At 66.6% G+C, this 25,994-nt stretch carries 27 protein-coding genes and 1 tRNA gene; 10 read left to right on the top strand and 18 right to left on the bottom strand.

Annotated features, from left to right (window positions below):
* Positions 1-221: 221 nt before the first annotated feature.
* Genes O0J15_RS04805 through O0J15_RS04795 form a run of 3 tightly spaced genes read right to left on the bottom strand, consistent with a single transcriptional unit; the run spans position 222 to position 2,169 of the window.
* Positions 222-824, bottom strand: a complete 603-nt coding sequence (locus O0J15_RS04805; RefSeq protein ID WP_058979816.1) for a response regulator transcription factor — start codon at positions 822-824, stop codon at positions 222-224.
* A complete protein-coding gene (locus tag O0J15_RS04800; RefSeq protein WP_308305177.1) occupies positions 821-2,044 on the bottom strand; it encodes a sensor histidine kinase in 1,224 nt (407 codons plus the stop codon). Before O0J15_RS04800 ends, O0J15_RS04805 begins: the two co-directional genes overlap by 4 nt.
* The gene (locus O0J15_RS04795) at positions 2,041-2,169 is read right to left on the bottom strand and encodes a hypothetical protein (RefSeq protein ID WP_021203848.1); all 129 of its coding nucleotides are present in this window, start codon (positions 2,167-2,169) and stop codon (positions 2,041-2,043) included. Before O0J15_RS04795 ends, O0J15_RS04800 begins: the two co-directional genes overlap by 4 nt.
* Before the next feature lie 202 nt (positions 2,170-2,371).
* Here O0J15_RS04795 and O0J15_RS04790 point away from each other — a divergent pair, with 202 nt between their 5' ends.
* The 4 genes from O0J15_RS04790 to O0J15_RS04775 all read left to right on the top strand — a co-directional run bounded on the left by O0J15_RS04790 (position 2,372) and on the right by O0J15_RS04775 (position 6,918).
* Positions 2,372-3,625: an efflux RND transporter periplasmic adaptor subunit gene (locus O0J15_RS04790; RefSeq protein WP_308305176.1), complete on the top strand. Its 1,254-nt coding sequence runs from the start codon at positions 2,372-2,374 to the stop codon at positions 3,623-3,625.
* Between the two features lie 102 nt (positions 3,626-3,727).
* The gene (locus tag O0J15_RS04785; RefSeq protein WP_019661817.1) at positions 3,728-4,417 is read left to right on the top strand and encodes an ABC transporter ATP-binding protein; all 690 of its coding nucleotides are present in this window, start codon (positions 3,728-3,730) and stop codon (positions 4,415-4,417) included.
* Positions 4,418-4,431: 14 nt separating this feature from the next.
* The gene (locus O0J15_RS04780; RefSeq protein ID WP_021203846.1) at positions 4,432-5,589 is read left to right on the top strand and encodes an ABC transporter permease; all 1,158 of its coding nucleotides are present in this window, start codon (positions 4,432-4,434) and stop codon (positions 5,587-5,589) included.
* 12 nt (positions 5,590-5,601) lie between these two features.
* Positions 5,602-6,918 (top strand): ABC transporter permease, encoded by a 1,317-nt coding sequence (locus O0J15_RS04775; protein WP_308305175.1) that lies wholly within the window; start codon positions 5,602-5,604, stop codon positions 6,916-6,918.
* A 94-nt stretch (positions 6,919-7,012) separates the two neighbouring features.
* On the opposite strand, the gene O0J15_RS04770 is transcribed toward O0J15_RS04775, so the two are convergent.
* On the bottom strand, positions 7,013-7,291 hold the full coding sequence (locus O0J15_RS04770; protein ID WP_019661820.1) for a YrhB domain-containing protein: 279 nt from the start codon (positions 7,289-7,291) through the stop codon (positions 7,013-7,015).
* 358 nt (positions 7,292-7,649) lie between these two features.
* Between O0J15_RS04770 and O0J15_RS04765 the strand changes: the two genes are divergently transcribed.
* On the top strand, positions 7,650-10,475 hold the full coding sequence (locus tag O0J15_RS04765; protein ID WP_308305174.1) for a TonB-dependent receptor: 2,826 nt from the start codon (positions 7,650-7,652) through the stop codon (positions 10,473-10,475).
* 116 nt (positions 10,476-10,591) lie between these two features.
* On the opposite strand, the gene rarD is transcribed toward O0J15_RS04765, so the two are convergent.
* Together rarD and yedA are read right to left on the bottom strand one after the other, a co-directional pair.
* Positions 10,592-11,488 carry an EamA family transporter RarD gene (rarD, locus tag O0J15_RS04760; protein ID WP_019661822.1) on the bottom strand — a complete coding sequence of 299 codons (897 nt, stop codon included), beginning with the start codon at positions 11,486-11,488 and terminating at the stop codon, positions 10,592-10,594.
* A complete protein-coding gene (yedA, locus tag O0J15_RS04755) occupies positions 11,485-12,390 on the bottom strand; it encodes a drug/metabolite exporter YedA (protein WP_019661823.1) in 906 nt (301 codons plus the stop codon). The genes rarD and yedA overlap by 4 nt, the downstream gene beginning before the upstream one ends.
* A gap of 223 nt (positions 12,391-12,613) precedes the next feature.
* Here yedA and O0J15_RS04750 point away from each other — a divergent pair, with 223 nt between their 5' ends.
* The gene (locus O0J15_RS04750; RefSeq protein WP_171953278.1) at positions 12,614-13,948 is read left to right on the top strand and encodes an MFS transporter; all 1,335 of its coding nucleotides are present in this window, start codon (positions 12,614-12,616) and stop codon (positions 13,946-13,948) included.
* 67 nt (positions 13,949-14,015) lie between these two features.
* Positions 14,016-14,315, top strand: a complete 300-nt coding sequence (locus tag O0J15_RS04745) for a hypothetical protein (protein WP_134735277.1) — start codon at positions 14,016-14,018, stop codon at positions 14,313-14,315.
* Positions 14,316-14,471: 156 nt separating this feature from the next.
* Here the strand turns inward: O0J15_RS04745 and O0J15_RS04740 are convergent, their stop codons facing one another.
* The 4 genes from O0J15_RS04740 to O0J15_RS04725 form a co-directional block, all read right to left on the bottom strand.
* Complete coding sequence (locus tag O0J15_RS04740) at positions 14,472-16,124, bottom strand: M28 family metallopeptidase (protein WP_308305183.1); 1,653 nt, start codon at positions 16,122-16,124, stop codon at positions 14,472-14,474.
* 105 nt (positions 16,125-16,229) lie between these two features.
* The gene (locus tag O0J15_RS04735; protein WP_019661827.1) at positions 16,230-17,162 is read right to left on the bottom strand and encodes an MBL fold metallo-hydrolase; all 933 of its coding nucleotides are present in this window, start codon (positions 17,160-17,162) and stop codon (positions 16,230-16,232) included.
* A gap of 203 nt (positions 17,163-17,365) precedes the next feature.
* Positions 17,366-17,662: a hypothetical protein gene (locus O0J15_RS04730; protein ID WP_019661828.1), complete on the bottom strand. Its 297-nt coding sequence runs from the start codon at positions 17,660-17,662 to the stop codon at positions 17,366-17,368.
* 168 nt (positions 17,663-17,830) lie between these two features.
* Positions 17,831-19,126, bottom strand: coding sequence for a tryptophan--tRNA ligase (locus tag O0J15_RS04725; RefSeq protein ID WP_308305173.1), 1,296 nt, complete (start codon positions 19,124-19,126; stop codon positions 17,831-17,833).
* A 108-nt stretch (positions 19,127-19,234) separates the two neighbouring features.
* On the opposite strand from O0J15_RS04725, the gene O0J15_RS04720 reads away from it, so the two are divergent.
* Positions 19,235-20,035 carry a hypothetical protein gene (locus O0J15_RS04720; RefSeq protein WP_019661830.1) on the top strand — a complete coding sequence of 267 codons (801 nt, stop codon included), beginning with the start codon at positions 19,235-19,237 and terminating at the stop codon, positions 20,033-20,035.
* 70 nt (positions 20,036-20,105) lie between these two features.
* Here the strand turns inward: O0J15_RS04720 and O0J15_RS04715 are convergent, their stop codons facing one another.
* From O0J15_RS04715 to rocF, 3 genes are all read right to left on the bottom strand, one after another.
* The gene (locus O0J15_RS04715) at positions 20,106-20,327 is read right to left on the bottom strand and encodes a CsbD family protein (protein WP_019661831.1); all 222 of its coding nucleotides are present in this window, start codon (positions 20,325-20,327) and stop codon (positions 20,106-20,108) included.
* A 201-nt stretch (positions 20,328-20,528) separates the two neighbouring features.
* Entirely contained in the window at positions 20,529-20,666 is a 138-nt protein-coding gene (locus tag O0J15_RS04710; protein ID WP_019661832.1) for an entericidin A/B family lipoprotein, read from the bottom strand.
* A 162-nt stretch (positions 20,667-20,828) separates the two neighbouring features.
* Positions 20,829-21,749, bottom strand: coding sequence for an arginase (gene rocF, locus O0J15_RS04705; protein WP_308305172.1), 921 nt, complete (start codon positions 21,747-21,749; stop codon positions 20,829-20,831).
* Positions 21,750-21,880: 131 nt separating this feature from the next.
* On the opposite strand from rocF, the gene O0J15_RS04700 reads away from it, so the two are divergent.
* Positions 21,881-22,228, top strand: coding sequence for a hypothetical protein (locus O0J15_RS04700; protein ID WP_308305171.1), 348 nt, complete (start codon positions 21,881-21,883; stop codon positions 22,226-22,228).
* Positions 22,229-22,252: 24 nt separating this feature from the next.
* Here O0J15_RS04700 and O0J15_RS04695 read toward each other — a convergent pair whose 3' ends face one another.
* Complete coding sequence (locus tag O0J15_RS04695) at positions 22,253-23,023, bottom strand: DUF3011 domain-containing protein (protein ID WP_308305170.1); 771 nt, start codon at positions 23,021-23,023, stop codon at positions 22,253-22,255.
* A gap of 580 nt (positions 23,024-23,603) precedes the next feature.
* Here O0J15_RS04695 and O0J15_RS04690 point away from each other — a divergent pair.
* Positions 23,604-24,005, top strand: a complete 402-nt coding sequence (locus O0J15_RS04690) for a hypothetical protein (RefSeq protein WP_155028816.1) — start codon at positions 23,604-23,606, stop codon at positions 24,003-24,005.
* Between the two features lie 168 nt (positions 24,006-24,173).
* Here O0J15_RS04690 and O0J15_RS04685 read toward each other — a convergent pair whose 3' ends face one another.
* The 4 genes from O0J15_RS04685 to O0J15_RS04670 all read right to left on the bottom strand — a co-directional run bounded on the left by O0J15_RS04685 (position 24,174) and on the right by O0J15_RS04670 (position 25,993).
* Positions 24,174-24,476 carry an addiction module antidote protein gene (locus tag O0J15_RS04685; RefSeq protein ID WP_058979789.1) on the bottom strand — a complete coding sequence of 101 codons (303 nt, stop codon included), beginning with the start codon at positions 24,474-24,476 and terminating at the stop codon, positions 24,174-24,176.
* A gap of 58 nt (positions 24,477-24,534) precedes the next feature.
* A complete protein-coding gene (locus O0J15_RS04680) occupies positions 24,535-24,822 on the bottom strand; it encodes a type II toxin-antitoxin system RelE/ParE family toxin (RefSeq protein WP_010486984.1) in 288 nt (95 codons plus the stop codon).
* 207 nt (positions 24,823-25,029) lie between these two features.
* Positions 25,030-25,105 (bottom strand) — tRNA-Thr (locus tag O0J15_RS04675).
* Positions 25,106-25,144: 39 nt separating this feature from the next.
* Positions 25,145-25,993 carry an SPOR domain-containing protein gene (locus O0J15_RS04670; protein ID WP_308305169.1) on the bottom strand — a complete coding sequence of 283 codons (849 nt, stop codon included), beginning with the start codon at positions 25,991-25,993 and terminating at the stop codon, positions 25,145-25,147.
* Position 25,994: the final 1 nt, after the last annotated feature.

Raw genomic sequence — 25,994 nt, 5'->3', positions numbered from 1 at the left:
GCCGAGCATCGCAGGGGAATCAGGGGCGCAGAGGCGCCGATGTCTGAGCGTAGCGAGTTCGGCGCCGTCCCCTGATTCACCGAGAAGCACAGGGGACCGGTGCGCAGCGCCGGCTCGCGATCTGGCGGCGTGTTTCTTTGGTTACTTTCTTTGCACGAGCAAAGAAAGTGACACCCACCCGCGGTCGCGGAAACGACATCACCGGGAACAGCAGGACGCCCTTACAACCACCCCTTCTGCCGCGCCAGCCGATACGCCTCGATCCGGTTGGCCACGCCCAGCTTGCCGATGCACTCGGACAGGTAATTGCGCACCGTACCGTGCGACAACCCCAGCTGCTCGGCAATCTCGCTGGCGGTTCGGCCCTCCCCTGCCAGACGCAGCACACGGCGCTCGCGGTCGGTCAGCGGATCGGCCTGCGACCACGCATCCAGCGCCAGCTGCGGGTCGATCGCACGGATGCCCTGTTTCACCTTGCGCAGGGCATCGGCCAGGTTCTCGGCCGGTGCGTCCTTCAGCAGGTAGCCCAGCACGCCCGCCTCCAGCGCGCGGCGCAGGAAACCGGCGCGTGCGAAGGTGGTTACGATCACCACCTTGATCGGCAGCTCATGGCGGGCGATGCGCTGCGCCAGCTCCAGCCCGGACAGGCCCGGCATCTCGATGTCGGTGACCAGGATGTCCGGCTTCAGCTGCTGCAGCATGCGCCACGCGGTTTCGCCGTCGGCGGCGCTGCCCAGCACCTCGATATCAGGCTCCAACCCCAGCAGCGCCGACAGTGCGCCGCGCACCATCGCCTGGTCCTCGGCCAGCAGGATGCGGATCATGCGGCACCGTCCTGCACCAGCGACGACGGCGTGCCTGGCGGCAACGGTGTGGTCGCGGCAGCCAGTGGCACGCGCACGGTCAGCAGCGTGCCCTCGCCCTTTGCGGACTGAACCTGAAGGTTGCCCCCCAGGGCGGCCACGCGTTCGCGCATGCCGCACAACCCGTTGCCCTCGGCCTGCACGCCGCCACGACCATCATCGCGGATCTGCATCGCCAGCATGCGTCCTTCCAGCATGAATTCCACCCGTGCCTGTGTCGCCTGTGCATGGCGCACGATGTTGGTCGCGGCCTCGCGCAGCACCAGCGCCAGACCGCGTTCGACATCCACCGGCATCGCCGGTGGTGGTGCGTATTGAAGGTGGACCTGCTGGCACTCCAGCAGCAGCCGCGCCGACGCCAGCTCACCGGCCAGGTCACTGGCGCGGATACCGGTGACCGCGCTGCGCACCTGCGCCAGCGCTTCGCGGGCAATGTCCTCGGCTTCGCCGATTTCCTGCCGCGCCCGCGCGTCGCCACGATCGTGCAGCTTGCGGGCCAGTTCCAGCTTCAACGTGATCAACGACAGGGTGTGGCCGAGCAGGTCGTGCAGGTCGCGGCCGATGCGTTCGCGCTCGGCGGTGGCTGCGAGCCGCCGCACCTCGTCCTGCGACAGCTGCAGTGCCGCATCCTTCTGCTGGTTGAGTGCCTCCACGTTCACGACCAACCCGACGATATAGGACACGGCGGGGATCCAGACCAGGCTCTGCCACGGGTACTGGAACAGCAGTGCGAGGCCGCAGAACAGGAGGTTCAGGCCAGTGAGCTGCAGCAGGTACTGCCACCAGCCACCGCGTCCGCTCACCCGCAGCAGCACGCAGCCGAACACGAAGTAGGTCAACCCGGACGGGTACCACGGCAGCAGCACCAGCGACATCCCGATCAGGCCCAGGGCATAGCGCGGCGCGTGATGGCGTGGCGCCACCATCACCTTGGCGTACAGCAGCAGGAACACCGGATAGCTGACCACTGTAAGCAGCAGCCAGCGCAGGGTGAAGCCATGGCCGAGCAAGGGCGTCAGGAAGATCCACACCGACCACAGCAGGTGGATCGCCTCGCTCCAGGGTGATTTTCCCCGGCGCAGCGTCTCGGCCACCGCCGAGTCCGGCGCGGGGCGCAGCAGGGAGGCAAGCCAGGTGGACGGCACAGGCGGTTCCAGGCGGGGATGATCGCCGCCGATCATGCCAGTTCGGCTGGCTGCGCGCAGGCGCCACCGCCGGCAAGATGGCACCGGCGCAACCCGCCGCAGATCACGGTACGCTTGGCGGTACCGCTGCAGCGGGCCAGCGATGGGGTGGTCGGATCCATGAGCGGTACCGGCAGCGGGGACGTTGCCATCCTGTGCCGCCGCGGTCACATTTCGCAGTTGCCGCCGTCAGTGTCATCGGGTGACAGCTGTCACTGCCGTCATCGCTGTGCCTGCCTTCATGCTGTGCCGCACGCTCCACCGCCGGAACCGCCGCCGTCCGCGCTTCCGGCCACACCCGCCCGAACGCCTGTGATGGAACGAATGAACGCTTCTGCCGAGCTGTTGAAGGAACTCCGTATCGACCGCAAGTCGCCGCCGCCCGCCTCCGGTCGTGGCAGCAACGGCGGTGGTCGCCGTTGGTTGTGGATCGCGACCATCGTGGTCGTGCTGCTGATCGCCGCTGCCGTGGCGTTCCTGTTCGGCCGTGCGCCGGCCGTGGAGGTGGAAACCGCGCCGGCCGTGGCCATCCAGCAGGGTAGCGCCAGCAGTTCGGTGCTCGACGCCAGTGGCTACGTGGTCGCCCGGCGCATGGCCACGGTCTCGGCCAAGATCACCGGCAAGGTGCGCGAGGTGATGATCGAAGAAGGCATGCGGGTCGAGGCCGGCCAGGTGATGGCCACGCTGGACCCGATCGATGCCGATGCGCAGCGCAGCCTGTATGCCTCGCAGCTGCAGGCCGCACGCAGCCAGGTGGCCGGGCTGGAGGCGCAGCAGAAGCAGGCCGCCGCCGAAGCCAGCCGCCTGCAGGCACTGGTCGGCCAGCAGCTGGTGTCACGTTCGCAGTACGACCAGGCCGTGGCCCAGCGCGACAGCCTGCGTGCGCAGCTGGAAACGGCCCAGCGCAACGTCAAGGTCGCCCACGACCAGCTGGCCATCGCCGACCTGGGTGTGGACAACAACATCGTGCGCGCGCCCTTCTCCGGCGTTGTCACCGCCAAGGCCGCGCAGCCCGGTGAGATCGTCTCGCCGCTGTCGGCCGGTGGTGGCTTCACCCGTACCGGCATCGGCACCATCGTGGACATGGACTCGCTGGAGATAGAAGTCGAGGTCGGCGAGGCCTTCATCGGCCGCGTGCAGCCGAAGATGCCGGTGGAAGCCACGCTCAACGCCTACCCCGAATGGAAGATTCCCGGCGAGGTGATCGCCATCATCCCCACCGCCGACCGCGGCAAGGCCACGGTGAAGGTGCGCGTGGCGCTGAAGGTGAAGGACCCGCGCATCGTGCCAGAGATGGGCGTGCGGGTCAGCTTCCTGGAACGGGCACAGCCGCAGGCCACAACCAAACCGCAGGGCGTGCGCGTGCCGGCTGGCGCGGTGGTCCAGCGCGAGGGCGCCTCGGTGGCCTTCGTACTGGGTGACGAGAACCGCGTGCAGCAGCGCACGGTCGAGGCTGGCCAGGCGATGGGCAAGGACCGCCAGATCCTCAAGGGCGTGAGCGCCGGTGAATCGGTGGTGGTGAACCCGCCGGACACCCTGCGCGATGGCGCCAAGGTGCAACAGAAACAAGCGCAGTAACGGCCTGGCGCCCATGGGCGCCGCCGGCAGCACCGCTCGACGCACGCCTGCGGTCACCGCAGGTGCGCTTCCCCGTTTCCCGCCTTCCGTGGAGAACCACCCATGTCGACCCTGGTTTCACTGCGCAACATCACCAAGACCTACCAGCGTGGCCCCGAGAAAGTGCAGGTGCTGCACGGCATCGACCTGGACATCGCCCGCGGCGATTTCGTCGCACTGATGGGCCCGTCCGGCTCGGGCAAGACCACCCTGCTCAACCTGATCGGCGGCCTGGACAACCCCAGCGGCGGCGAGATCAGCATCGAAGGCGAGCGCATCGACCAGATGAGCGGCGGCCAGCTGTCGACCTGGCGCAGCCACCACGTCGGCTTCGTGTTCCAGTTCTACAACCTGATGCCGATGCTGACCGCGCAGAAGAACGTGGAGCTGCCGCTGCTGCTGACCCATCTCAATGCCGCGCAGCGCCGCCGCAATGCCGAGATCGCGCTGACCCTGGTCGGCCTGGCTGACCGCCGCAGCCATCGCCCCAATGAACTGTCCGGCGGCCAGCAGCAGCGCGTGGCGATCGCGCGGGCGATCGTCTCCGACCCGACCTTCCTGATCTGCGACGAACCCACCGGCGACCTCGACCGCCAGTCGGCCGAGGAGATCCTCGGCCTGCTGCAGCAGCTCAACCGCGAACACGGCAAGACCATCATCATGGTCACCCATGACCCGAAGGCCGCCGAGTACGCCACGCACACGGTGCACCTGGACAAGGGCGAGCTGGCCGACGCGCCGCTGGCCCACTGACGGAGGCCACGGCGATGAAATACTTCTCGTTGGTGTGGGCGCAGCTGTTCCGCAGCCGTACCCGCACGTTGCTGACCCTGCTCTCCGTGGTGGCCGCGTTCCTGCTGTTCGGCATGCTCGATTCGGTGCGCGTGGCGTTCTCGTCGGGTGGCAGCGTGGAAGGTGCCAACCGGCTGATCGTGGCCTCGCGGCTGTCGATCACCCAGTCGCTGCCGATCCGCCTGGAAACCCAGGTCCGCCAGGTGGCCGGCGTGCGCGACGTGGCCTACGGCATGTGGTTCGGCGGCATCTACCAGGACCCGAAGAACTTCTTCCCGAACTTCTCGGTGTCCCCCAACTACTTCGATGTCTACCGCGAGCTGCAGATCGACCCGGCACAGCTGGAAGACTGGAAGCAGACCCGTACCGGCGCCATCGTCGGCGAAACCCTGGCCAAGCAGTTCGGCTGGAAGATCGGCGACACCATCCCGCTGCAGGCCACGATCTTCCCGCGTGGCGGCAGCAACGACTGGCCGCTGGTGCTCAAGGGCATCTACCGTTCCAAGGACCGTGCGCTGGCCGCCAACGAAGAACGCCAGCTGATGATGAACTGGAAGTACTTCGATGAATCCAACGACTACATCAAGAACCAGGTGAGCTGGTACACGGTGACGCTGGACAACCCGGACCACTCTTCGCGGGTGGCGCAGGCGATCGACGCGATCTCGGCCAACTCCGACCACGAGACCAAGACCCAGACCGAATCGGCGTTCCAGCAGGCCTTCGTCAAGCAGTTCGCGGATATCGGCATGATCGTCACCTCGATCATGGGTGCGGTGTTCTTCACCCTGCTGCTGTTGACCGGCAACACCATGGCGCAGGCGGTGCGTGAGCGCGTGCCGGAGCTGGCCACGCTGAAGACACTCGGCTTCAAGGACGGCACCGTGCTGACCCTGGTGATGGTGGAGTCGGTGCTGCTGATCGGTCTGGGCGGCCTGATCGGCATGGGCCTGGCCGCCCTGATCCTGCCGGCGATCGGCCCGAAGAGCATGGGCATGCTGCCGCCGCACGTACCGACACCAACCTGGCTGATGGGGCTGGGCCTGATCGTGGTGATCGGCATCATCGTGGGGCTGCTGCCCGCGCTGCGTGCCAAGCGCCTGAAAATCGTCGATGCACTGGCCGGCCGCTGAGGAGGATTGCAGATGAACAAGCTCAAGAAGTGGCTGGGCAACGGCATAACCGTGCTGCTGCTTGCGATCGGCCTGGTGCTGTGGATCAGCCTGCCGTGGATCGGCGTGCTGACCGTGGCCGTGCTGGTGGCGCTGTGGCTGCTGCTGACCCGCGGCGGACGGCTGGCGTTGGCCGCCACCCGCATCGGCGTGGCCAGCCTGCCGCAACGCTGGCGCGCATCGTCGGTGATCGTGGTCGGCATTGCCGGCGTGGTCGGCGTGCTGGTGGCGATGCTGGCGATGGGCGAAGGCTTCCAGGCCACGCTCAACAACACCGGCGATGACACCACCGCCATCGTGCTGCGCGGTGGCTCGCAGGCCGAGACCAACTCGGTGATCACCCGCGAGCAGGTACCGATGCTGTCCACCCTGCCCGGCATCAGCCGCGATGCGCAGGGCCGGCCGTTGCTGTCACCGGAACTGTCGCAGGTGGTCAACCTGGTGTCCAAGTCCGATGGCACCGACGTCAACGCGCAGTTCCGCGGCGTCGGTCCGCAGGCCTGGGCCGTGCATGACAAGGTCAAGATCATCGAAGGCCGCAGGTTCGCCACCGGCCTGCGCGAGATCGTGGTCGGCCAGGGTGCCAAGGGCCAGTTCCGCGACATGGACGTGGGCAGGACGCTGACCCTGGGCAACCAGACCTGGACCGTGGTGGGTGTATTCGCCACCGGCGACGCGCACGATTCGGAGCTGTGGACCGACGCCGATACACTGGCCACCACCTACCAGCGCAGCGCCTGGCAGTCGATCAGCGTGCGTACCGAGGGCAAGGCCGGCTTCGAGCAGTTCAAGGCAGCAGTCGCCGCCGACCCACGCCTGAAGCTTGACGTGGAAACCACCCGTGTCTACTACAGCAAGCAGGGCGGCGGGCTGACCAAGCTGATCGACATCCTCGGCAAGGTGATCGGCACGATCATGGCGGTGGGTGCAGTGTTCGGCGCACTCAACACCATGTATGCGGCAGTGGCCACCCGTGCGCGCGAGATCGCCACCATGCGCGCGATCGGTTTCCGCGGCCTGCCGGTGGTGACGGCGGTGATGCTGGAAACCATGCTGCTGGCGCTGCTGGGTGGCCTGCTCGGCTGTGCGGTGGCGTGGCTGCTGTTCAACGGCTACAGCGTGTCCACCATCGGCAGCAACTTCAGCGCGGTGGTGTTCAAGTTCCATGTATCGCCGGAACTGCTGTGGACCGGACTGAAATGGGCGCTGGGCATCGGCCTGGTCGGCGGCCTGTTCCCGGCGCTGCGCGCGGCACGTTTGCCGATCACCACGGCGCTGCGCGAAACCTGAGCATCACGCAGCGGCATTTCGCGCATCCTGCAGGGACGGAGCGAAGGCTCCGTCCCTTTCAGGTTGCCGAACTCAGACATCCGCCGCCGCAGCATCAGACGGCGGGGCCGCGCGCGGCCAGATGCTGGCGAAGGACTTCCTCGGGCGGATACGCCGTGCCCAGCGCGTGCTGCTCGCCTGTGTGCCGGTCGACGAAGATCGGCCCATTGCCGGCCAATGCATCCGAGATTTCGCCGGATTGCAGGTAGCGCAGCGACTGGAAGCAGAACAGCCAGCCTTCGACCACTTCGTGCTCATGCGTGATGGCAACCGGCTCATCGTCGCTGGCAAGTGCAGCCTCCACGCGACGGCGTGCTTCTTCAAGCTGGATCATTCCTTCATCTCCTGCCTTCGATGACGAGGCGAAGAGCATTTCATGCGGGCAGATGCATCACAACGGCTGCGCGCCTGCATACAAGCGCGTACTGCGACGCGTTGTCGCAACTACTCAAGCGTGCCAGCTTCGTGCCGCTATCGATGCCTCTGCCCATCGCAAACGCAGCGCGCGTGACGCCGCGCACAGCGCATCTGTGGATTGTTGGTTGCGATTCATGTTCACGCACATTCCGCAGCATCGCGACAAACAGTTGCGAATGAAAACACTCTAGAATCCGGCCCCCCACGTTGGTTTGCAGCACCCCACGCGTCCACAGAATGGACGCTTGTTTTTTCTGAAACACGAGATTTCACGGATGTCCCTGAAGACCACCCCGCTGCGCAACGCGATCATCATCGCGCTGGCCGCCAGCTGCACTACCCCCGCCTTCGCACAGGATGCGGGCGACAACACCACCAACCTCGACCGCATCGAAATCACCGGCTCGCGCATCCGCCAGGCCAGTGTCGAAACCGCTCAGCCGGTGGTCGCGCTCAACCGCGCGGAGATCGAGAAGAAGGGCTACGTCAACGTCGCCGACATCCTGCAGGATGTGACCGCTGCCGGCTCGCCAAGCATGAGCCGCGCGTCGTCGCTGACCTCATCGCGCGATTTCGGCGGAATGTATGTCAGCCTGCGCAACCTGGGCCCCGAGCGCAGCCTGGTGCTGATCGACGGCCGCCGCATGGGCGTCAGCGCCGGCGGCTACTCCGACCTGGCCTCCATCCCCTCGGCCATCGTGGAGCGCGTTGAAGTGCTGACCGATGGCGCATCGGCGTTGTACGGCTCCGATGCCATCGCCGGTGTGGTCAACATCATCACCCGCAAGAACTTCGATGGTGGCGAAGCCAGCGTCTACGTCGGCCAGTACGGTGAAGGCGATGGGCAGAAGCGCTCCTACAGTGCCACTTTCGGCAAGACCTTCGACCGCGGTTGGTTCAGCGTTGGCGCCGAGCGCACCAAGGAAGACGAAGTGATGGGCGGCGCGCGCGAGTTCAGCCGCTACGTCAACGGTCCGCGCCATCCGAACGATGGCCTCAACGGCACCACGCCGTGGGGCAGCGTCACCGTCGGCGGCAAGCCGCTGACCGTCGGTCCGGGCGGCGACCCGACCAGCGCCAGCAACTTCCACGCGCCGAACCCGGCCGATGGTGCCAACACCAAGACCAACATGAGCCTGCTGACCGGCCTGGAGCGCACCTCGGTGTTCGCCAACGGCGGCTTCTCGATCACCGATGACCTGCGCATCGTTGCCGATGCCATGTACAGCAAGCGCGAATCGACCAAGCACCTGGCTGGCTACCCGTACTCGGTCACCGCCACGCAGGCGCGCAACGGCAGCCGCGCCGCCCTGTCCAAGGACAGCGCATTCAACCTGTGGGGCCAGGACGTGCTGTTCTCGCATCGCACCGAAGAGATGCTGCGCGGCACCGAGAACACCCTGGAAACCAAGCGCGGCAGCCTGGGCCTGGAAGGCAGCTTCGAAACCGGCTCGCGCTACTGGGACTGGAACGTCAGCTACACCTACAACCGCAATGAAGGCGAGCGCGTCGGCACCGGCAGCATGTACCAGCCGAACGTCAACCTGGCCGTCGGCCCGTCCTTCATCGAGAACGGCGTGGCCTACTGCGGTACCCGCGATGCGGTGATCGCCGGCTGCGTGCCGTGGAACCCGGCCGCGCCGATGGGCTACACCGGCCCGGGCTCGCTGAGCAACCAGGACGTGCAGGACTACCTGTTCGCCCGCTACGTGGACAAGAGCCAGACCACCACCAAGGTGGCCAGCGCCAACATCTCCGGTTCGCTGTTCTCGCTGCCGGCCGGCGACATCATGGCTGCGATGGGCTTCGAGCACCGCACCGAAGAAGCACGCTACACCCCGGACCTGATGGTGCAGAACGGCCAGATTGCCGGCACCAGCGGCAAGCCGACCCAGGGTGACTACTCGCTCAACGAGGTCTACCTGGAAATGCAGGTGCCGCTGCTGGCCGACATGGCCTTCGCCCGCGAGCTTTCGCTGGACGTTGCCGGTCGCTACTCGGACTACAACAATTTCGGTTCCACCACCAACAGCAAGTTCGGCGTGAAGTGGAAGCCGATCGACAGCCTGCTGGTGCGCGCCACCTACGGCACCGGCTTCCGTGCGCCGACCGTGGACGACCTGTACGGCGGCACTGTCAGCAGCCGTGACTCGTTCACCGACCCGTGCGATACCTCGTTCGGCACTGCCGCCACCAGCGCCGCCGTCGCCGCACGCTGCAAGGCCCTGAAGGTGCCGGCCAACTTCCGCCAGCTCAACAGCGACGGCAGCGTGGCCAGCAAGCCGGGCCAGCAGGCCACCACCGATTTCAACTCCGGTTCCAACCCGAACCTGAAGCCTGAAACCGCCAAGACCTGGACCGTGGGCCTGGTCTACAGCCCCGACTTCGTGCAGGGCCTGGACGTCAGCCTGGACTGGTGGAAGATCCGCATCGACAACGCCATCGTTGGCGAGTCGGCCACCAACATCCTGGAACAGTGCTACGTGCAGGGCTCGGACGCCGCCTGCGGCCGCTTCACCCGTGGCAGCAACGGTCAGGTCAACGCGCTGGACCGTTCGCTGGTCAACGCCGGCTACCGCGAAACCGCCGGCTATGACATCAGCGCGCGCTACCGCCTGCCGGAAACCGCGTTCGGCAAGTTCGCAGTTACCTGGAACACTACCTACACCGACTATCTGGAGCAGCGCAACGACAACGCCGCGACCACGCCGGTGGAACAGCTGACCAGCTGGGGTGGCAACTTCCGTGTGCGCTCTACCCTCAACCTGGACTGGCAGTACGGCAACCTGGGCATCGGCTGGACTGCACGCTACTACTCCAGCATGAAGGAGAAGTGCTCCTACATGGACGAGTGCAACATGCCGGGCTTCAGCTCGGCCTACACCGATGCCTCGCCGACCAACAAGGTGGGTTCGAACACCTTCCACGACCTGCAGGTGCGTTACGCCCTGCCGTGGGACGGCACCGTCTCGCTGGGCCTGAACAACGTGTTCGACCACCAGGGTCCGATCATGTACAGCCAGCCCAACAGCAGCTTCGTCTACTACGGCGGCTTCGACATCGGTCGTTTCATGTACATGAAGTACCAGCAGCGCTTCTGAGCCTGCACCCGCGTTCCCGCCACCGCCATCTCTCTCCTGGCGGTGGATGGAAGCAGGGCGGCGCCCCCCGGGGCGCCGCTCTTTTTTTCATGCGTGCCAGTCGATCCGGCCCGGTGCTACCGCTTGGCGCGCATCGTGCGGATGTTGTCGCCGACGAACAGGATCAGGCCGGCCCAGATCGCGGCAAAGCCAATCGCCTTGCCGGCGTCGAAGGCTTCGTGGAAGAAGAACACGCCCAGCAGCAGCTGCAGGCTCGGCGCGATGTACTGCAGGATGCCGACCAGTGACAACGGAATGCGCTTCACGCCGTAGGCAAAGCCAATCAACGGTACCGCCGTCACCACACCGCCGAAGATCAGCAGCAGGTCGTTGCGCCAGCCCCAGCCGTGGAAGAACGCGCCACCATGACCATTTTCGGCCCAGATCGCGAAGCCCAGCGCCGGCAGGAACAGGTACATGCTCTCCACGCCAAGGCCCGCCACCGGATCGACCGAAACCAGCTTGCGCAGCAGGCCGTACAGGCCGAACGAACAGGCCAGGCCCAGCGCGATCCATGGTGGTGTGCCGGCATCGATGGTCAGCCAGGCCACGCCCACTGCCGCCATCGCCACCGCCACCCATTGCAGGCGGCGCAGCCGCTCCTTCAGCACCAGCACGCCCAGCAGCACGTTCACCAGCGGGTTGATGAAATAGCCCAGGCTGGTCTCGATCACATGGCCGGCGTTGACCGCCCAGATGTACAGGCCCCAGTTGAAGGCGATGGTCAGGCTCGAGACCAGCAGAATCGGCAGCGCGCGCGGCTGCGCAGCGATCTTCCGCCACCAGCCCAGGCGTGCGCTGAGCAGCAGCCAGCCCAGCACCAGCACGGTGCTCCAGATGATGCGGTGGGCGATGATCTGGAACGATGGCACCTCATTGAGCAGGTGCCAGTACACCGGCACCAGACCCCAGATGACGAAGGTGGAAGCCGTGACCAGCAGGCCACGGCGCTGTTCTTTCTCGTCCATGCTCATTTCTTGCGCGTCCTTGCCATTGTCAGTACCACCACACCCAGGAGAATCACCGCCATCGCCAGCAGGTCGCGCCAGCCGAAGCGCTCACCGTTGAGCAGCGCGCCCAGCAGCACCGCAATGACCGGATTGACGTATGCATAGCTGCCAGCCAGCGCCGGGCGCACGTTCTGCAGCAGCCACACGTAGGCGGTGAACGCGACGATGGAGCCGAACACGCACAGGTAGGCCATCGCCAGCAGGCCACCGGTATCGGGCAGCGTGGTCGGGCGCTCGCCGACCGCCAGGCCGATCAGCACCAGCAGCACACCGCCACAGATCATCTGCCCGGCGGCGGTCATGAACGGGCCCGGCAGGTCCAGTCCGCGTGCCCACACCGAGCCGAATGCCCAGCCGACCGGCGCGATCAGCAGCAGCACCAGCCCGGTCGGCGAGGCGGTCAGGCTGCTGCCTGCGTTGAGCCAGACCACGCCGAGGAAGCCGATGGCGATGCCCAGCCACTCACCGCGGCTGGCGTGCTGGCCGCGCAGCGCCGAGAACAGCGCCATCCACAGCGGCACCGAGGCCACCGCAGTGGCTGCCAGTCCCGAGGACACCTCGCGCTCGGCCAGCACCACCATGCCGTTGCCCAGCACCAGCATGGTCACGCCCATGATGCCCAGGTTGCGCCACTGCCGCAGGGTCGGGTTCGGCATCTTCCAGAACAGGCGCAAGGCCAGGAACATCAGGCCACCGGCAATGATGAACCGGCTGCCGGACACCATTGTCAGCGGCAGCGCGCCGCCGTGCAGGGCCTTGGCGATGCCCAGGTAGGTCGAGCCCCAGACCACGTAGACCAGCAGCAATGCCAGCGCAACAAGGCCACCCCGGGGGGCAGCCGCAGACGAAGAGGGGGGAGCCGACATGACACACCAGGGAGCCGGGGGAAGGCGGATTCTAGGACGTTTTGAGTATGGTCCGGGACCCCATACGGTGGCACGCTGTCATCCATCCATGCACCCTGCTCTGGTCTGCTACCCCGTGTTGACGGCCCATGCAGTACCAAGAGGGCTGTCCGGCCGCGCCGCCCCAAGGCCGGGCGCCGTTTTCCCTGCGCACGGACGCGCCGCATCGAGGATTCCCACCCAGATGAGCACCACGTCCCATCCTGCCGTACCCGCGAACGACCGTGCCGCCCTGCGGCGTTCGATCTCCAACACCCTCAAAGGCTCCGCCGGCAACCTGGTGGAGTGGTACGACGTCTACGTGTACTCGGTGTTCGCCGTGTACTTCGAATCGCAGTTCTTCTCGCCGGACGACAAGAACTCCACCCTGTACGTGTGGGCGATCTTCGCCGCGACCTTCCTGATGCGCCCGATTGGTGCCTGGTTCTTCGGCCGCTTCGCCGACCGCCATGGCCGTCGCCTGGCGCTGACGGTCTCGGTCACGCTGATGGCACTGTGTTCGTTCCTCATCGCCATCACCCCCACCGCCGCCAGCATCGGCATCTGGGCCGCCGTGATCCTGCTGTTCGCGCGCCTGCTGCAGGGCTTCGCCACCGGTGGCGAGTACGGCGCCAGCGCCACCTACATGTCCGAGGCGGCCATTCCCGGCCGCCGCGGCTTCCTGTCCTCCTTCCACTACGTCACCCTGGTCGGCGGCCATGTGCTGGCCCAGCTGACCCTGCTGCTGATGCTGACCTTCTGGGGCAAGCCGGAGATCTCCGAGTGGGGCTGGCGCATCGCATTCGGCATCGGCGGCATCGCCGCGGTGGTGGTGTTCTGGCTGCGCCGTGGCATGGACGAGTCGCTGTCGGAGTCGTCCATCGAGGCCGCGCGCGAGGGCAAGGCACAGAAATCCGGTTCGATGTACGAACTGTTCGTGCACCAGTGGCGGCCGCTGCTGCTGTGCTTCCTGATCACCGCCGGTGGCACCGTGGCCTTCTACACCTACTCGGTGAACGGCCCGAAGATGATCCAGAGCGCCTTCGCCGGCAACGATCCGATGACCGGCACCCTGATCAACCTGGGCGTGCTGGCGTTCCTGATGGTGCTGCAGCCGGTCGGCGGCTGGCTGTCTGACATCATCGGCCGCAAGACCCTGCTGGTGTTCTTCGGCGCCGGCGGCGTGCTGTACAGCTGGTACCTGATCACCCAGCTGCCGCACCAGCATGACGCCACCCTGGCCTTCCTGACCCTGGCACTGGGCTTCGTCATCCTCACCGGCTACACGTCCATCAACGCGGTGGTGAAGGCCGAGCTGTTCCCCACCCACGTGCGTGCGCTGGGCGTAGGCCTGGGTTACGCGCTGGCCAACTCGCTGTTCGGCGGCACCGCCCCGCTGCTGTACCAGGGCGCGCTGAAGACCGGCCACGTCGACTGGTTCGCCCTCTACGTGACTGCCACGATCGCGGTATCGTTGGTGGTCTATGTGTTCTTCCTTACCAACAAGGGCCCGAACTGGCTCGACGGCACCCGCAAGTAAGCGCGTTGCCCTGATCGCGGCCACCGGTGCACTGCCGGTGGCCGCTGCGTCTCCCGCTCCTCCACTGATGTGGATCGCGGTGACGCTGGCCGCAGCCACGGCACTGGCCTGGCTGCTGCGCCGCCCCAGCGCACAGGCCGCATGGCCACGCATCGGTTTCGGGGTCGCCCTGCTGCTGTTCTGCGCCGCACTGGCGCTGCAGCTGGCAGTGGACCTGGGCAGCGGCCACAGCTCGCTGCAGCTGCGCCTGCATCGCGGCGTCAACGGCGGATCGCTGGTCGGCCTGCGCACGATGGTGGCGTGCTATCTGGCCGCGCTCGCGGCTGGTGGCTGGGGCGCGTGGGCGCTGTTGCGCCGGCGCAGGTAGTGCCGGCCGCTGATCGGCAATCGGCAATCGGTAGAGTCGACTGTTAGTCGACTGCTCTCTCGGTCGGCACCGAAAAACCCGCGCTGCGCGCGATAGTCGACTATCAGTCGACTCTACCCGCCGCGGAATGACATGACACCCCGCCGATTCCGATCCTCAGCGGCGGGCCGCTTCGCTCTTGTCACGCGCGCTGCGGAACTCCGATTCCTTTTCCCACGTGGGCCAGCGGCGGCTGTTGGCCAGCTCGGCGCCCAGGTCGTAGACCAGCAGCGTGTCGGCAGCGTGGCCGCTCGGGTCCCAGCTCGGCGTCCAGGCATCGCAGGCCTGGTGGTAGCAGTCGGCGAAGTACTTCTCGCGCAGCGCGCGCCCGGCTTCAACCCCACCGTCCAGCTTGTCCAGGCCCGGGCCGATGGTGATCGCTGGCACGCCCAGGCGGGCAAAGGCGAAGTGGTCGGCGCGGTAGAAGAAGCCGGCTTCCAGGTTCGGATCCGGGCTGTAGCTGCGGCCGCGGGCCTTGGCCACGCGTTCCAGGTCGCCTTCCAGCGACACCCGGCCCTTGCCCCACGAGGCGATGTCGCGGGTCGCGCCATCCGGGCTGAACATCTCGATGTTCAGCACCGCAGCGGTCTTGTCCAGCGGCGCCAGCGGATGCGCGGCGTAGTAGCTGGCGCCCAGCAGGCCCTTCTCTTCGGCGGTCAGTGCCACGAAGTACAGCGTGCGCTGCGGCTGCGGGCCAGCGGCGAACACGCGGCCCAGTTCCAGCACCGTGGCCACGCCGGTGGCATTGTCGATCGCACCACGGCGGATGCGGTCACCCTTGGCGTCGGGCTGGCCGATACCGAACGCATCCCAGTGCGCGGAGAAAATCACCGCCTCGTCGCCATGCTCGCCACCGGGCAGCTTGGCCACCACGTTGCGGGTCACCACCTGCTCGCGCTTGAGCGCGAAATCCACGCTCAGCTTGGCGTTGTCCAGCGCCACCGGGCGAAAGTCGGCACGCATCGCCTTGCGCTTCTCCGCATCGAAATCGAGGCCGGCGTCGGCGAAGATCGCCTCGGCCAGCTCGCGCTGCATCCAGCCGCGCAGCGGCGTGTGCTGCGCCATCGCCTCGGCCTGGCTGCGTTCGATGTCGAACAGCGGCGAGGTACCCGAGCTCTTCACCGTGGCCCAGCCATAGGCGGCCGGCGCGGTCTCGTGCACGATCAGCACGCCCTCGGCGCCACGGCGTGCGGCTTCCTCGAACTTGTAGGTCCAGCGGCCGTAGTAGGTCACCGCCTTGCCGTCGAACGCGCCCGGCGCATCGGCTTCGAAATCGGCGTCGTTGATCAGCACCACGGCGATCTTGCCGTGCAGGTCCACGTCCTTGTAGTCGTTCCAGTGGCGTTCCGGTGCGTCGATGCCGTAGCCGACGAACACCAACGGTGCATCCTTGATCTGCACGCGCTTGCGCGGCTGCAGGCTCTGCAGGGTCACGTCCACGCCATTGGCCAGCGCACGCTTGCCCTGCTTCAGCGACAGGCTGGCCTTGGCCTCACCCTCCAGCTGCGCGCGCACCAGCGGCACCGGCTGCACCCAGCTGCCGTCCACGCCGCCCGGCTGCAGGCCGTAGCTGCGGAACTGCTCGATCAGGTACTGCACCGTGCGCTCTTCGCCCTCGGTGGCCGGTGCGCGGCCCTCGAACTCATCCGACGCCAGCACGCGAACGTGCCGCGACAGTGCCTGCGGATCGATGCCGCCACCGGGAAGGTCATTGGCCGCATGGGCCAGGCCACCGACGAACAGGCAGGACGACAGCAGCAACACGCGCATCGGATTCACGGCAGTACCACGGCTAGCTTGGAAGTCACCAGAGTGTAACGTGGTCGTGACATCGCGGTGCAGCGTGAGCTTGCGTCATCCACGCATGGCGTGGAGCTACCGACGGATGCGATCCAGCCAGCAGGCCAAGCCCTGCGCGTTGAGTTCGATGTCCATCGCCAGCACCGCAGTCACCGCCGCATCGTCCAGCGCACAGCCATGCAGCTGTGCACGTTCCAGGTACAGTGCCTGCAGTGCAGCCAGCAGGCAGCGGTGACGGTCCGGCCGGCCATCGCACTGGCGGCCGATGGCGGCCATCGCATCGATCTGTTCGAACAGGTCGTTGGCCAGTTTCTCCACCTGTTCCACACGGCCGTAGTGGGTCAGGTACATCGCCTGCGGGCCGTAGCCCAGCATGCGCCGGATCGAGGCCTTCATCGCTTCCGGGTCGAACTGTACCGGCGACGACGTCGGGAAGATGAAGGCCCCCTGCGCGCTGTCCAGCTCGCGGTAGGAAATGCCGAAGGTATCGCCGGTGAACCAGCTGCGGCTTCGTGCATCCCATACGCAGTAGTGGTGCAGTGCGTGGCCCGGCGTGTGCAGCAATACCAGCTCGCGGCCGGCCAGGTCGATACGGTGGCCGTCCTCGGCCACCACCACACGATGTTCGGGAATGGCCTCGATACGACCATAGCTGCGAGCGATTTCCTCGGCGCCATACACCGCCGTAGCACCGGCGATCAGCCGGGTCGGGTCGATCATGTGCGGCGCACCGCGCGGGTGCAGCACCGCTTTCGCGTTCGGCAGCTGCTGCATCAGCAGGCCGGCGCCGCCGGCGTGGTCCAGATGCACGTGCGTGAGCAGCAACCAGTCCACCGCGTCCACGCCCAGGCCGGCATCCGCCAGCGCCTGCAGCATCGCCGGCACCGACAGGCCGGTACCGCAATCGACAAAGGCCGCGCGGCCGCTTTCAACGATCAGGTAAGCCGCGTCAAAGTCCGGGCGCTGGAAACCGGTATCGATGGTATGGATGCTGGGGTCGGCGGTCATCGGCACGCACCTGGCAGTCTCGGAAACAGAAGCCCATGGTAGGCGCGCAGGCAACCCGGGTTCGATGCGGCTTTGGTCGGAGGGGCGCTTCTGTAGAGCCGAGCCCACGCTCGGCTGCCATTCTGTCAGGCATCAGCCGAGCATAGGCTCGGCTCTACAGCGGCACGCGAAGTCGAGCATGGCTCGACTCTACAAAGGCGGGACTACCGGTCCAACCAGCGCGGCCGCACCAGCAGCGCCAGCACCAGCACCGCCAGGAACGCGCCGTAGGCGTAAAGCACCGCCAGTACCTGCGGCCAGATGGGGCCGGCACCAAGCTGTGCCATGCCGATGCGATACCCCCACAGCATCGACGCGATGCTCAGCGCGAAGGCCAGCAACAGGGTGGTGCCATCGAACAGGCGCCGCCGCGCGGTGCGCGGCTGGCGCGGGAACAGCCAGTACAGGCTGCCCAGCAGCAGGAACCAGGGCAGGAACAGCAGCAGCGACAACCAGGCCATTGCAGACTCCATGTCATCGCGCCGGAGGCGCGCGGACATCATGCCACGGGCGCTGTGCCACGGTCGTGCCGGCGGAGTGCTTCCCTGTAGAGCCGAGCCCATGCTCGGCTGCTTTGCAGCCCAGCCGAGCATGGGCTCGGCTCTACAGAGGGCAGGCAGGCCCGGCGATCAGGTCCCTTCGCGCAGCACGGCCAGGGCGGCCAGCACGGCGTCCACCTCGGCTTCCAGCTTGAACAGCTCGCTCTGCAGCTGGTCGCCCTGCTCGGCCTGCTTGATCACGGCAATCAACTGCCCGGCATCACGCGGCGAATCGAAGCCTTCGCTCTGGATCAGCAGCGTGCCGTCACCGGCGGTCAGCTTGAAGTAGAACCGGCCGTCCTTCTCACGGTACTGCTTGAACTGCGGCGGCGCCACGCGGGCCACGCCGGCATCTTCGCTGGCGATGTCGCCCGCCGTGGACAGGTCGCGCAGGCCCACGGCGTGGCGCAGTTCTTCCAGCAGCGGTGCGGCCAACTGCTCGCGCAGCTGCTGGCCACGGCGCTTGAGCAGCGCTTCGATTTTCTCCGGCTCGGCCATCAGCGCGTTGTAGCGCTCGCGCAGCGGCGACAGTTCGCTGTCGATGCGCTCGAACAGCTGCTGCTTGGCATCGCCCCAGCTGATGCCCGCAGCGAACGCCTTGGCGAATTCCGCGGTCTGTTCCGGGGTGGCGAACGCCTGGTACATCTGGAACAGTGCCGAGCCCTCGGTGTCCTTCGGCTCGCCCGGTGCGCGCGAATCGGTCAGGATCGAGAGCACCAGCTTCTTCAGCTCCTCGCGCGGCACGAACAGCGGAATGGTGTTGTGGTAGCTCTTGCTCATCTTGCGGCCATCCAGGCCCGCCAGCGTCGCCACCTGTTCGTCGATTACCACCTCCGGCAGCGGGAAGTACTCCTTGCCGTACACGTGGTTGAAGCGCTGGGCGAAGTCGCGCGCCATCTCGATGTGCTGGATCTGGTCGCGGCCCACCGGCACCTGGTTGGCCTTGAAGATCAGGATGTCGGCGGCCATCAGCACCGGATACATGAACAGGCCGGCGCTGACGCCTGCGTCCTCGTCCACGCCTTCCTCGCGGTTCTTGTCCACCGCCGCCTTGTAGGCGTGCGCGCGATTGAGGATGCCCTTGCTGGCGATGGCGGTGAGGAACCACATCAGCTCGGTGGTCTCGCGGATGTCGCTCTGCCGGTAGAACCACACGTGTTCCGGGTCCAGGCCGCAGGCCAGCCAGCTGGCCGCGATCTCCAGGGTCGCGCGCTGGGTGCGCTGCGGGTCCTGTGACTTGATCAGGCTGTGCAGGTCGGCCAGGAAGAAGAAGCTCTCGATCCCCGGCGCGCGGCTGGCCGCGATGGCCGGGCGGATGGCGCCAACGTAGTTGCCCAGGTGGGGCGTGCCGGAGGGAGTGATGCCGGTAAGGACTCGGGTGGTCATGACTGCGTGGGGTAACCTTCGATGAACGGGGCCAGTTTACCTTGCACGCCACCAACCCCGTCAGGGCCCGCGGCGCGTTCATTCACGCAACCCCGCTGGAGACGCCCGATGAAACGCCTGCTGCCCCTGCTGCTTATCCTGCCTCTGGCCGGCTTCCGCCCGGCCCCGATGCCGCCGCCGGTCTACGAGGGCGGCCCCGTGCGCATGGCCCTGGTCGACCGCGACCGCGGCACCGAACTGCGCAGCTACCCCGCCGAGGGCCAGCGCTGGGTGGCCGGTGAGCGCGGTCACCGCTACGCCGTGCGCCTGTACAACGACAGCCCCCGCCGGGTGCTGGTGGTGCTGTCGGTGGACGGCGTCAACGCCATCTCCGGCGAAGATGCCGATCCCTCGCAGACCGGTTACGTGCTCAACCCCGGACAGCGCGCCGACATCACCGGCTGGCGCAAGAGCCAGGACGAAGTGGCGCAGTTCGTCTTCAGCAGCCCCAGCGGCAGCTATGCCAGCCGCACCGGCCGCCCCGACAACATCGGCGTGGTGGGCGTGGCCGTGTTCGAGGAAGCGCGCCGCTGGCGCCCTGAGCCGATCCTGCGCCGGGGCCTGCCACCGCCGGCCCCGGCTGCACAGGCCGAAGCGGCCGCCGATGCCAGCGCCAGCCGCATCGAGGGCTACGCCAGCAAGCCGCAGGCGCCGGCGCTGGGCACCGGCCACGGCGCGCGCGAGCAGTCCTCGGTGCGCGATACCGAGTTCGAGCGCGCCAGCCGCAGCCCGGCGCAGGTGTTGCAGCTGCGCTACGACAGCGCCCGCAACCTGCGCGCGCGCGGCATCCTGGTCGATTCGCCGTCACGCCTGCCGCGCGAACCGCAGGCGTTCCCCAACCGCTACGTGCCGGACCCGCCGGCACGCTGATCCTCCGCAGACAACACAACGCCCGCAACCTTTCGGCGCGGGCGTTGTGTCGTGGGGGAAACCCGGGGGCTTACTTGTAATCCGGGTAATCCTTGCGCACGCTGTCTTCGAAATCCCGGACTTCCTTCTCGGCGCGGTCCTTGGCCCAGCCATAACGCTCCTGCAGGCGACCGGCCAGGTATTCGGCATTGCCTTCGGCCACATCGAAATCGTCGTTGGTCAGATCGCCCCACTTGGCCTGGGCCTTGCCCTTCAGCTGCGACCACTTGCCGGAAATGATGTCTTTGTTCATTGCTGGGAGTCCTTGGTTGCAACGGCGTTCTTACCGTGGTTCCAGCTTCGCGCAGTCGCTGTTGAGTACCGGTCAACCAGCAATGAAATGCGTGCTCACCTGCTTGAATGGTTCACTCCGCTTGCACAGCCGTGTGTGGCAGCGTGCAAGAAAAAGGCCGGGGATGATCCCCGGCCTTCTTCCTTCCGTTCCGCGCCGGGCTCAGTTGCCCTTGGCGGCATCCTCAACCTTCTCACCGGCCTTCTGCACGTCCTTGCCGGCACCGGCAACGGTATTGCAACCGGCCAGCAGGGCCACCGAGAACATCGACAACAGCATCAGGGCAACTACGCGCTTCATGGGCTTCTCCTTGGGTTTGCCGCTACACCGCTTCATTCGCGGATGGGATTCTTTCGCTCAGCGGGAGAAGGCCAATGCCCGCCGCCGCCGCGTGAAGTGCAATCTGGCGGCAGGGGCGTGGAGCGGGTGTGAACGGATCGGCGATCCGTTCAGGCGGTTGCCTTAGTCGCGCATCAGGGTGGACTTGCCGAACAGGCTCTCGACCAGGTCCACGGCCAGTTCGGCGGTGGCATTCTGCTTGTCCAGCAAGGGGTTGAGCTCGACGATGTCCAGCGACCCCATGCACCCGGTGTCAGCGATCATCTCCATCACCAGCTGCGCCTCGCGGTAGTTCACCCCACCCGGCACGGTGGTGCCCACGCCCGGCGCGATGCTCGGGTCGAGGAAATCCACATCGAAGCTGACATGCAGGTGGGTGTTCTCGTCGATGCCCGCCAGCGCCGCTTCCACCGCGCGCTTCATGCCGTTCTCATCGATGTAGCGCATGTCATAGACATCCACGTTGTGGGTCTTGATCAGGCGCTTCTCTTCCGGGTCCACCGAACGGATGCCAATCTGGTGCACCTGGGTGGGAGTGATCGCCGGTGCGCTGCCGCCGAGGTGGGTCAGCGCCTCCGGGCCGAGGCCGCACAGGCAGGCCACCGGCATGCCGTGGATGTTGCCCGAGGGGGTGACATCGCTGGTATTGAAATCGGAATGTGCATCCAGCCACAGCACGCGCAGGGTCTTGCCCTGCTCGCGGCACCAGCGTGCCACGGCAGTGATCGAACCGATTCCCAGGCAGTGGTCGCCGCCGAGCATGATCGGCATTCGGCCGGCCTGCAGTTCGGCATAGCTGGCTTCCATCAGTGCATGGTTCCACGCCACCACTTCCTCCAGATGGCGGTAGCCCTGCACCGGCGCGGTCCACGGGTTGCGCGGGCCATCCAGGTTGCCCAGGTCGCGCACGTCCACGCCGCGCGCTTCCAGCGCCTCCGGCAGGCCCGCCACGCGCAGCGCTTCCGGCCCCAGCCGTGCACCGCGATGGCCCGCACCGACATCGGTGGGAACGCCGATCAGGGATACGGAAATGGGATGGGCCATGGGTGCCTCCTTGCGGGGGAAAAAGAAGCACAGTCTAGCCAGAGCTGTGTGACACCACTCGCGGCGGTGCAGCAGGGCATTGGCATGGCATGATGCCGCGCGGACCCGACCGTCCTTCATGGAAGATTGCGATGTCGCCCTTCATCAATACCGCGTGGCCACGCTTTTTCACCGTGGCGCTGCCGGTCGCCGTTTTTGCGGTTTTTTTGAGCAACTCGATCGATGCGTCGCCGAATGGCTGGCTGATGCAGGCGACACTGCTGCTGGTGCCGTTCTCGACCCTGGTATTCCTCGGGGTGGGCTGGCAGCGTCTGCGCAAGGCACACGCTGAATACCCGATTCTGAAAAGCGAACTGCACCGTATGCTGGCGGCGTTGATCGGCAACGTGAAGGTGGCCGCGCTGTGGTTCGGCCTGACCTTCGTTGGTATGTTCACCCTGATGCTGGCGTGGGTGTTGCTGTATAGGTCCTGCGGCTGAAGCCTGTCCCAACCCGCTGCGCGCTCAGCGTCCGCCGCGGCGCACCGGCGTCACGCTCTGCACCTGGCCGTTGTTGCGCATCATGCACAGGAAGCGGCCATCGGGGTAATCGATGATCAGTTCCTGGTAATCGCTGCCCACAGGCATCTGGGTGACCAGGGCGCCCTGCGCGCCCTTGCGCATGTTGCAGGCGCCCAACGCGGTATCGCCTGTCGGCGCGGGGGTAGTCACCGAGGACACATTGCGGAACACCGCGCGGCAGCCGCCATTGACCCACACCGAGTGCCGCGACAGGCCCCAGTTCTTGCCTTCCTCGCAGCGTGTGCGGCTGAGCTGGCGCACGATTTCCACATTGCCGCGGGTATTCAGATCGCACGACACCTGCTGCTCGCCGGTGGACTCGCAGGTGACTTCGCGCGGCAGCGCGGCATCGCCGGCGGCAGCGTCGCGAGGGCGGGCGCTGCTTTCAGCGGGCGCGGGCGTGCCGCTGGTACTGACCTGACAGATGCCATTGGTGCCGCCTCGGCCGGTGTAGCTGATCTGCGGCGTACCGTCATCGCTGCGGCTGATCGACAGGGTGATGCCGCTGTTGGCGTCGCGGGCTTCGAAATAGCGGTCGTTGAAATGTTTCAGCGTGGCCTCGCGGCCCTGCACATAGACCGGCCCGCCCTCGTCTGCGTGAACATCGATGCCGCCCGGGCAGCTGGCGTTGAAGAACGGCACAGCGGCCATGGCCGGGGCTGCGAACGCGGCGGACAACAGTGCGACGGTGAGCGGCAGGGCGTGGCGACGCATGGGGAGGTCCCGAATGGTATGTGCCCGAAGTATGCGGTGGGGAGCCGGGAGCGGTGTGAGGAGAATCAGTATCCGGGTGCGCGTTTTGGGGGGTGTGTTTGCTATGGTGGCCGTGACGCTCTGTCCGGGCTGTTAAGCCAGCTTTACTTGGTAGTCGGTTCCACGCCTTGCAACAGCGCCGACGCCCGAGATTTCCAGCGGATGATCGCACTGCGCGATATGTCGCTTTCTGCATCACAGCGGCGCGAACAGGCCAATCGCGATAATTCATTTTTCCTTTCAGATCACCCGATGCCATCGAAACAATCGACTGGCAGGCGGGGGTTTGGCGTGCGCATGATGAATCGCCACCTGCAGAGGTGGCCGGGTCTTCCAAGCCCGATTGATTGAAGCTGTATACGCTTGCCAGCCGGCGTCGTCCTCCCAAGAGCGGCGCCGGCTGGCAATCCGTTCGCCGATCGACGGCGGGCGGTGCGTGGGGGCCCTGTGCCCGCCGGCTCATCGATCTCCGGTCTTGGAAGCCACGCATCGCCCGCCACCCTATCGTGGCGGCGCCTCTGTGCCTGACGAGGATGCCCGTATGTCTAAGACGCTCTACCCGTATCTGACCGCCACGTTGGGCGACGCCGCCCTGCATCTGCCGCTGGAACTGGCGCAGCCGCTGGAAGCCGCCTTTGCCGCCGCCAACGATGCACCCGCGCCCATCAACCTGCCCGTCTGCCTGCGCCGCATCCAGGCCGGAGATGCCGCCGACGGGCAGCCGTGGCAGGGGCCGGCAAGCACAGCCGGCGACGCCGTGGCTGCCGCACGCAGGGATCGCGCCGCCGTGGGCCTGGTGTCACTGCTGGAGCTGTACCACGCCAACGAGCGCGTGCGCGTGGATGGGGATGAGAAAGATGATATCGGCGACGGCGTGCGCGAAGGGCTGATGCTGGCCTGCCGGGGGCTGGCCGAGTATGTGGCGTTGCAGGTACGCAACTGAGGCTGCGTTGGCAGTGTCAGCGGCGTTGATCGAAGAATCTGCCCACGTCATGCATTGAGCTGACTCACCGGTTTGGGACGAAGAAACCGCCGAGAGGCGATTTTTTCATGTTCTTCCCTTGCGCTTACCTCCAGCGACGTGCCGACGCGTCAACGTCGGCACATGTTCTTATGCTGCACTGGCATGCAAGCGCACACCCAGCGCGCGTGTCACCTTCAGGATGGTCGCGAAATCGGGACTTCGCTCACCCGACAGGGCGCGATACAGACTCTCCCTAGACAGGCCCGCCGCACGCGCAACCTTGCTCATGCCCTGAGCGCGAGCGATGTCGCCCAGCGCCTTGGCGATGAAGGCAGAATCGCCATCGCTTTCCTCGATGCAGGCATCGAGATAGGCGGCCATTTCTTCGGGTGTCCGAAGATGTTCGGCCACATCAAATGCTTTGAGTTCGACTTTTTTCTTGGTAGCCATGGTGGGACAGCTCCAGTGCTTCGGTATTGAGTCGTTTCGACTACAGCCGGTTCGATGCTTACAGGGCACGCGCAATCTCCCTGGCCTTCTCGATATCGCGCTGCTGCGAACCTTTGTCGCCGCCGACCAGGAGAATCACCAGCTGCCTGCCGCGCTGGGTGTAGTACACGCGGTAGCCCGGCCCTGCATCGATACGCAGTTCGGAAACACCGTCCGCCAGATAGCGGTGGTCACCCGGATGGCCTTCGGCGAGCCGACCGATGCGGGCCAGGATGCGAGCGCGTGCAGTTACGTCCTTCAGAGCGTCAATCCATGTCGCGAACTGACGGGTACGCTGGATCTTCATGGAAAAATGTAGCCTACTGGCTACACATTTTCAACTACGAGAAACGCGCATCGACCACGAAGCACGCGCACAGGCAGGTGGGACGCACCTCGTCAGGTGCAAGATGAGATAACAGCAAGGAAGGAAAAGAAGGGGAGAGACGCAGCAGAGAGCAGTGCTCGACCGATTACTGCGCCGCCCGTGTCGAGCTGCACAACTGGAGTTTGGTGGTGCCGCTTATCCGAATCGAACGGATGACCTACTGTTTACAAGACAGTTGCTCTACCAACTGAGCTAAAGCGGCGTGGTGGCGCACCGGCGGCAGCGCCGCGGTCCGGGGATTCTAGCGCAACCGCGTGCAATCCAGCGACCGGCTCTGTGCCGCCCCGCTGCGCTGCTGGGCCTGGGCCGGCTGCGTGCCCGCCGCCAGTTGCCCTTCCAGCCACCACTGGCCGGCGTCGCCGCTGGCCACCAGGCGCGGCTGGAAGCCGGCGGCCTGCACCGCCGCCATGCGCCGCTCGGCGCCCTCGCGGTTGCGGTACTGGCCCAGCGCCACGGCGTTGGCCTCCTCGCCCTGGCTGATGATGTAGTAGTCGCTCAGGCCGGCGGCGACGATGCGCTTCACGGTGGCCTGCGCTTCTTCGCGGTTGGCGGCGGCCGGCAGCAGCACCCGGTAACGGGCACTGCCGCTGGCAGCGGGCTGTTCGCGCAGGCGCGTCTGGCTGAGCAGCGTGCTGGCCTTGCCCTGCGCGCTGCTCGCGGCGGCGCGGTCGGCGAACGGGCCCAGCGCGACGCAGCGCGGCGGCTCAGCGGCCGCGGGCGGGGTTACGGGCTTTTCCGGTGCCGGAACGGGTGCAGGCGGTGTTCCCGGCTTGGCAGCGTCAGCAACCGGCGTAGCCTCAGCCACCTGCGGCTTGGCGACCTCGGTCCTGGGCGGGGCTGCCGGCGCAGGCGTCGCCGCCACAGCGGTCTTCTCCGCCGGTTCGCGCTCCATCAGCGGCGCGGTCGGGGCGGCAGCAGTGGCCTCGGCGGTCGCGTCCGCGTCCACGCCACCAGGCACCCAACGCAGCTCGGCCACGCCAGTGGGTTGAGGTGGCGGCGCTGGCTTCTGCGGCTCGTCGCGCAGCAGCCACCAGCAGGCAACGCCAAGATTGAGGATGGCCAGTACGACGATCAGGGCACGGGTCAGCATG

This window comes from Stenotrophomonas sp. Sm10, assembly GCF_030985515.1.
GTDB lineage: Bacteria > Pseudomonadota > Gammaproteobacteria > Xanthomonadales > Xanthomonadaceae > Stenotrophomonas > Stenotrophomonas hibiscicola.
Note: the sequence above shows the minus strand (reverse complement) of the source record. Positions and strands in the feature narration are given on the sequence as shown.

What these genes read in the sequence shown, in the direction of transcription:
- O0J15_RS04805 (WP_058979816.1), bottom strand. Translation starts at nt 824, where the DNA reads ATGATCCGCATCCTGCTGGCCGAGGACCAGGCGATGGTGCGCGGCGCA.
- O0J15_RS04800 (WP_308305177.1), bottom strand. Translation starts at nt 2,044, where the DNA reads ATGATCGGCGGCGATCATCCCCGCCTGGAACCGCCTGTGCCGTCCACC.
- O0J15_RS04795 (WP_021203848.1), bottom strand. Translation starts at nt 2,169, where the DNA reads ATGGATCCGACCACCCCATCGCTGGCCCGCTGCAGCGGTACCGCCAAG.
- O0J15_RS04790 (WP_308305176.1), top strand. Translation starts at nt 2,372, where the DNA reads ATGAACGCTTCTGCCGAGCTGTTGAAGGAACTCCGTATCGACCGCAAG.
- O0J15_RS04785 (WP_019661817.1), top strand. Translation starts at nt 3,728, where the DNA reads ATGTCGACCCTGGTTTCACTGCGCAACATCACCAAGACCTACCAGCGT.
- O0J15_RS04780 (WP_021203846.1), top strand. Translation starts at nt 4,432, where the DNA reads ATGAAATACTTCTCGTTGGTGTGGGCGCAGCTGTTCCGCAGCCGTACC.
- O0J15_RS04775 (WP_308305175.1), top strand. Translation starts at nt 5,602, where the DNA reads ATGAACAAGCTCAAGAAGTGGCTGGGCAACGGCATAACCGTGCTGCTG.
- O0J15_RS04770 (WP_019661820.1), bottom strand. Translation starts at nt 7,291, where the DNA reads ATGATCCAGCTTGAAGAAGCACGCCGTCGCGTGGAGGCTGCACTTGCC.
- O0J15_RS04765 (WP_308305174.1), top strand. Translation starts at nt 7,650, where the DNA reads ATGTCCCTGAAGACCACCCCGCTGCGCAACGCGATCATCATCGCGCTG.
- rarD (WP_019661822.1), bottom strand. Translation starts at nt 11,488, where the DNA reads ATGAGCATGGACGAGAAAGAACAGCGCCGTGGCCTGCTGGTCACGGCT.
- yedA (WP_019661823.1), bottom strand. Translation starts at nt 12,390, where the DNA reads ATGTCGGCTCCCCCCTCTTCGTCTGCGGCTGCCCCCCGGGGTGGCCTT.
- O0J15_RS04750 (WP_171953278.1), top strand. Translation starts at nt 12,614, where the DNA reads ATGAGCACCACGTCCCATCCTGCCGTACCCGCGAACGACCGTGCCGCC.
- O0J15_RS04745 (WP_134735277.1), top strand. Translation starts at nt 14,016, where the DNA reads ATGTGGATCGCGGTGACGCTGGCCGCAGCCACGGCACTGGCCTGGCTG.
- O0J15_RS04740 (WP_308305183.1), bottom strand. Translation starts at nt 16,124, where the DNA reads ATGCGCGTGTTGCTGCTGTCGTCCTGCCTGTTCGTCGGTGGCCTGGCC.
- O0J15_RS04735 (WP_019661827.1), bottom strand. Translation starts at nt 17,162, where the DNA reads ATGACCGCCGACCCCAGCATCCATACCATCGATACCGGTTTCCAGCGC.
- O0J15_RS04730 (WP_019661828.1), bottom strand. Translation starts at nt 17,662, where the DNA reads ATGGCCTGGTTGTCGCTGCTGCTGTTCCTGCCCTGGTTCCTGCTGCTG.
- O0J15_RS04725 (WP_308305173.1), bottom strand. Translation starts at nt 19,126, where the DNA reads ATGACCACCCGAGTCCTTACCGGCATCACTCCCTCCGGCACGCCCCAC.
- O0J15_RS04720 (WP_019661830.1), top strand. Translation starts at nt 19,235, where the DNA reads ATGAAACGCCTGCTGCCCCTGCTGCTTATCCTGCCTCTGGCCGGCTTC.
- O0J15_RS04715 (WP_019661831.1), bottom strand. Translation starts at nt 20,327, where the DNA reads ATGAACAAAGACATCATTTCCGGCAAGTGGTCGCAGCTGAAGGGCAAG.
- O0J15_RS04710 (WP_019661832.1), bottom strand. Translation starts at nt 20,666, where the DNA reads ATGAAGCGCGTAGTTGCCCTGATGCTGTTGTCGATGTTCTCGGTGGCC.
- rocF (WP_308305172.1), bottom strand. Translation starts at nt 21,749, where the DNA reads ATGGCCCATCCCATTTCCGTATCCCTGATCGGCGTTCCCACCGATGTC.
- O0J15_RS04700 (WP_308305171.1), top strand. Translation starts at nt 21,881, where the DNA reads ATGTCGCCCTTCATCAATACCGCGTGGCCACGCTTTTTCACCGTGGCG.
- O0J15_RS04695 (WP_308305170.1), bottom strand. Translation starts at nt 23,023, where the DNA reads ATGCGTCGCCACGCCCTGCCGCTCACCGTCGCACTGTTGTCCGCCGCG.
- O0J15_RS04690 (WP_155028816.1), top strand. Translation starts at nt 23,604, where the DNA reads ATGTCTAAGACGCTCTACCCGTATCTGACCGCCACGTTGGGCGACGCC.
- O0J15_RS04685 (WP_058979789.1), bottom strand. Translation starts at nt 24,476, where the DNA reads ATGGCTACCAAGAAAAAAGTCGAACTCAAAGCATTTGATGTGGCCGAA.
- O0J15_RS04680 (WP_010486984.1), bottom strand. Translation starts at nt 24,822, where the DNA reads ATGAAGATCCAGCGTACCCGTCAGTTCGCGACATGGATTGACGCTCTG.
- O0J15_RS04670 (WP_308305169.1), bottom strand. Translation starts at nt 25,993, where the DNA reads ATGCTGACCCGTGCCCTGATCGTCGTACTGGCCATCCTCAATCTTGGC.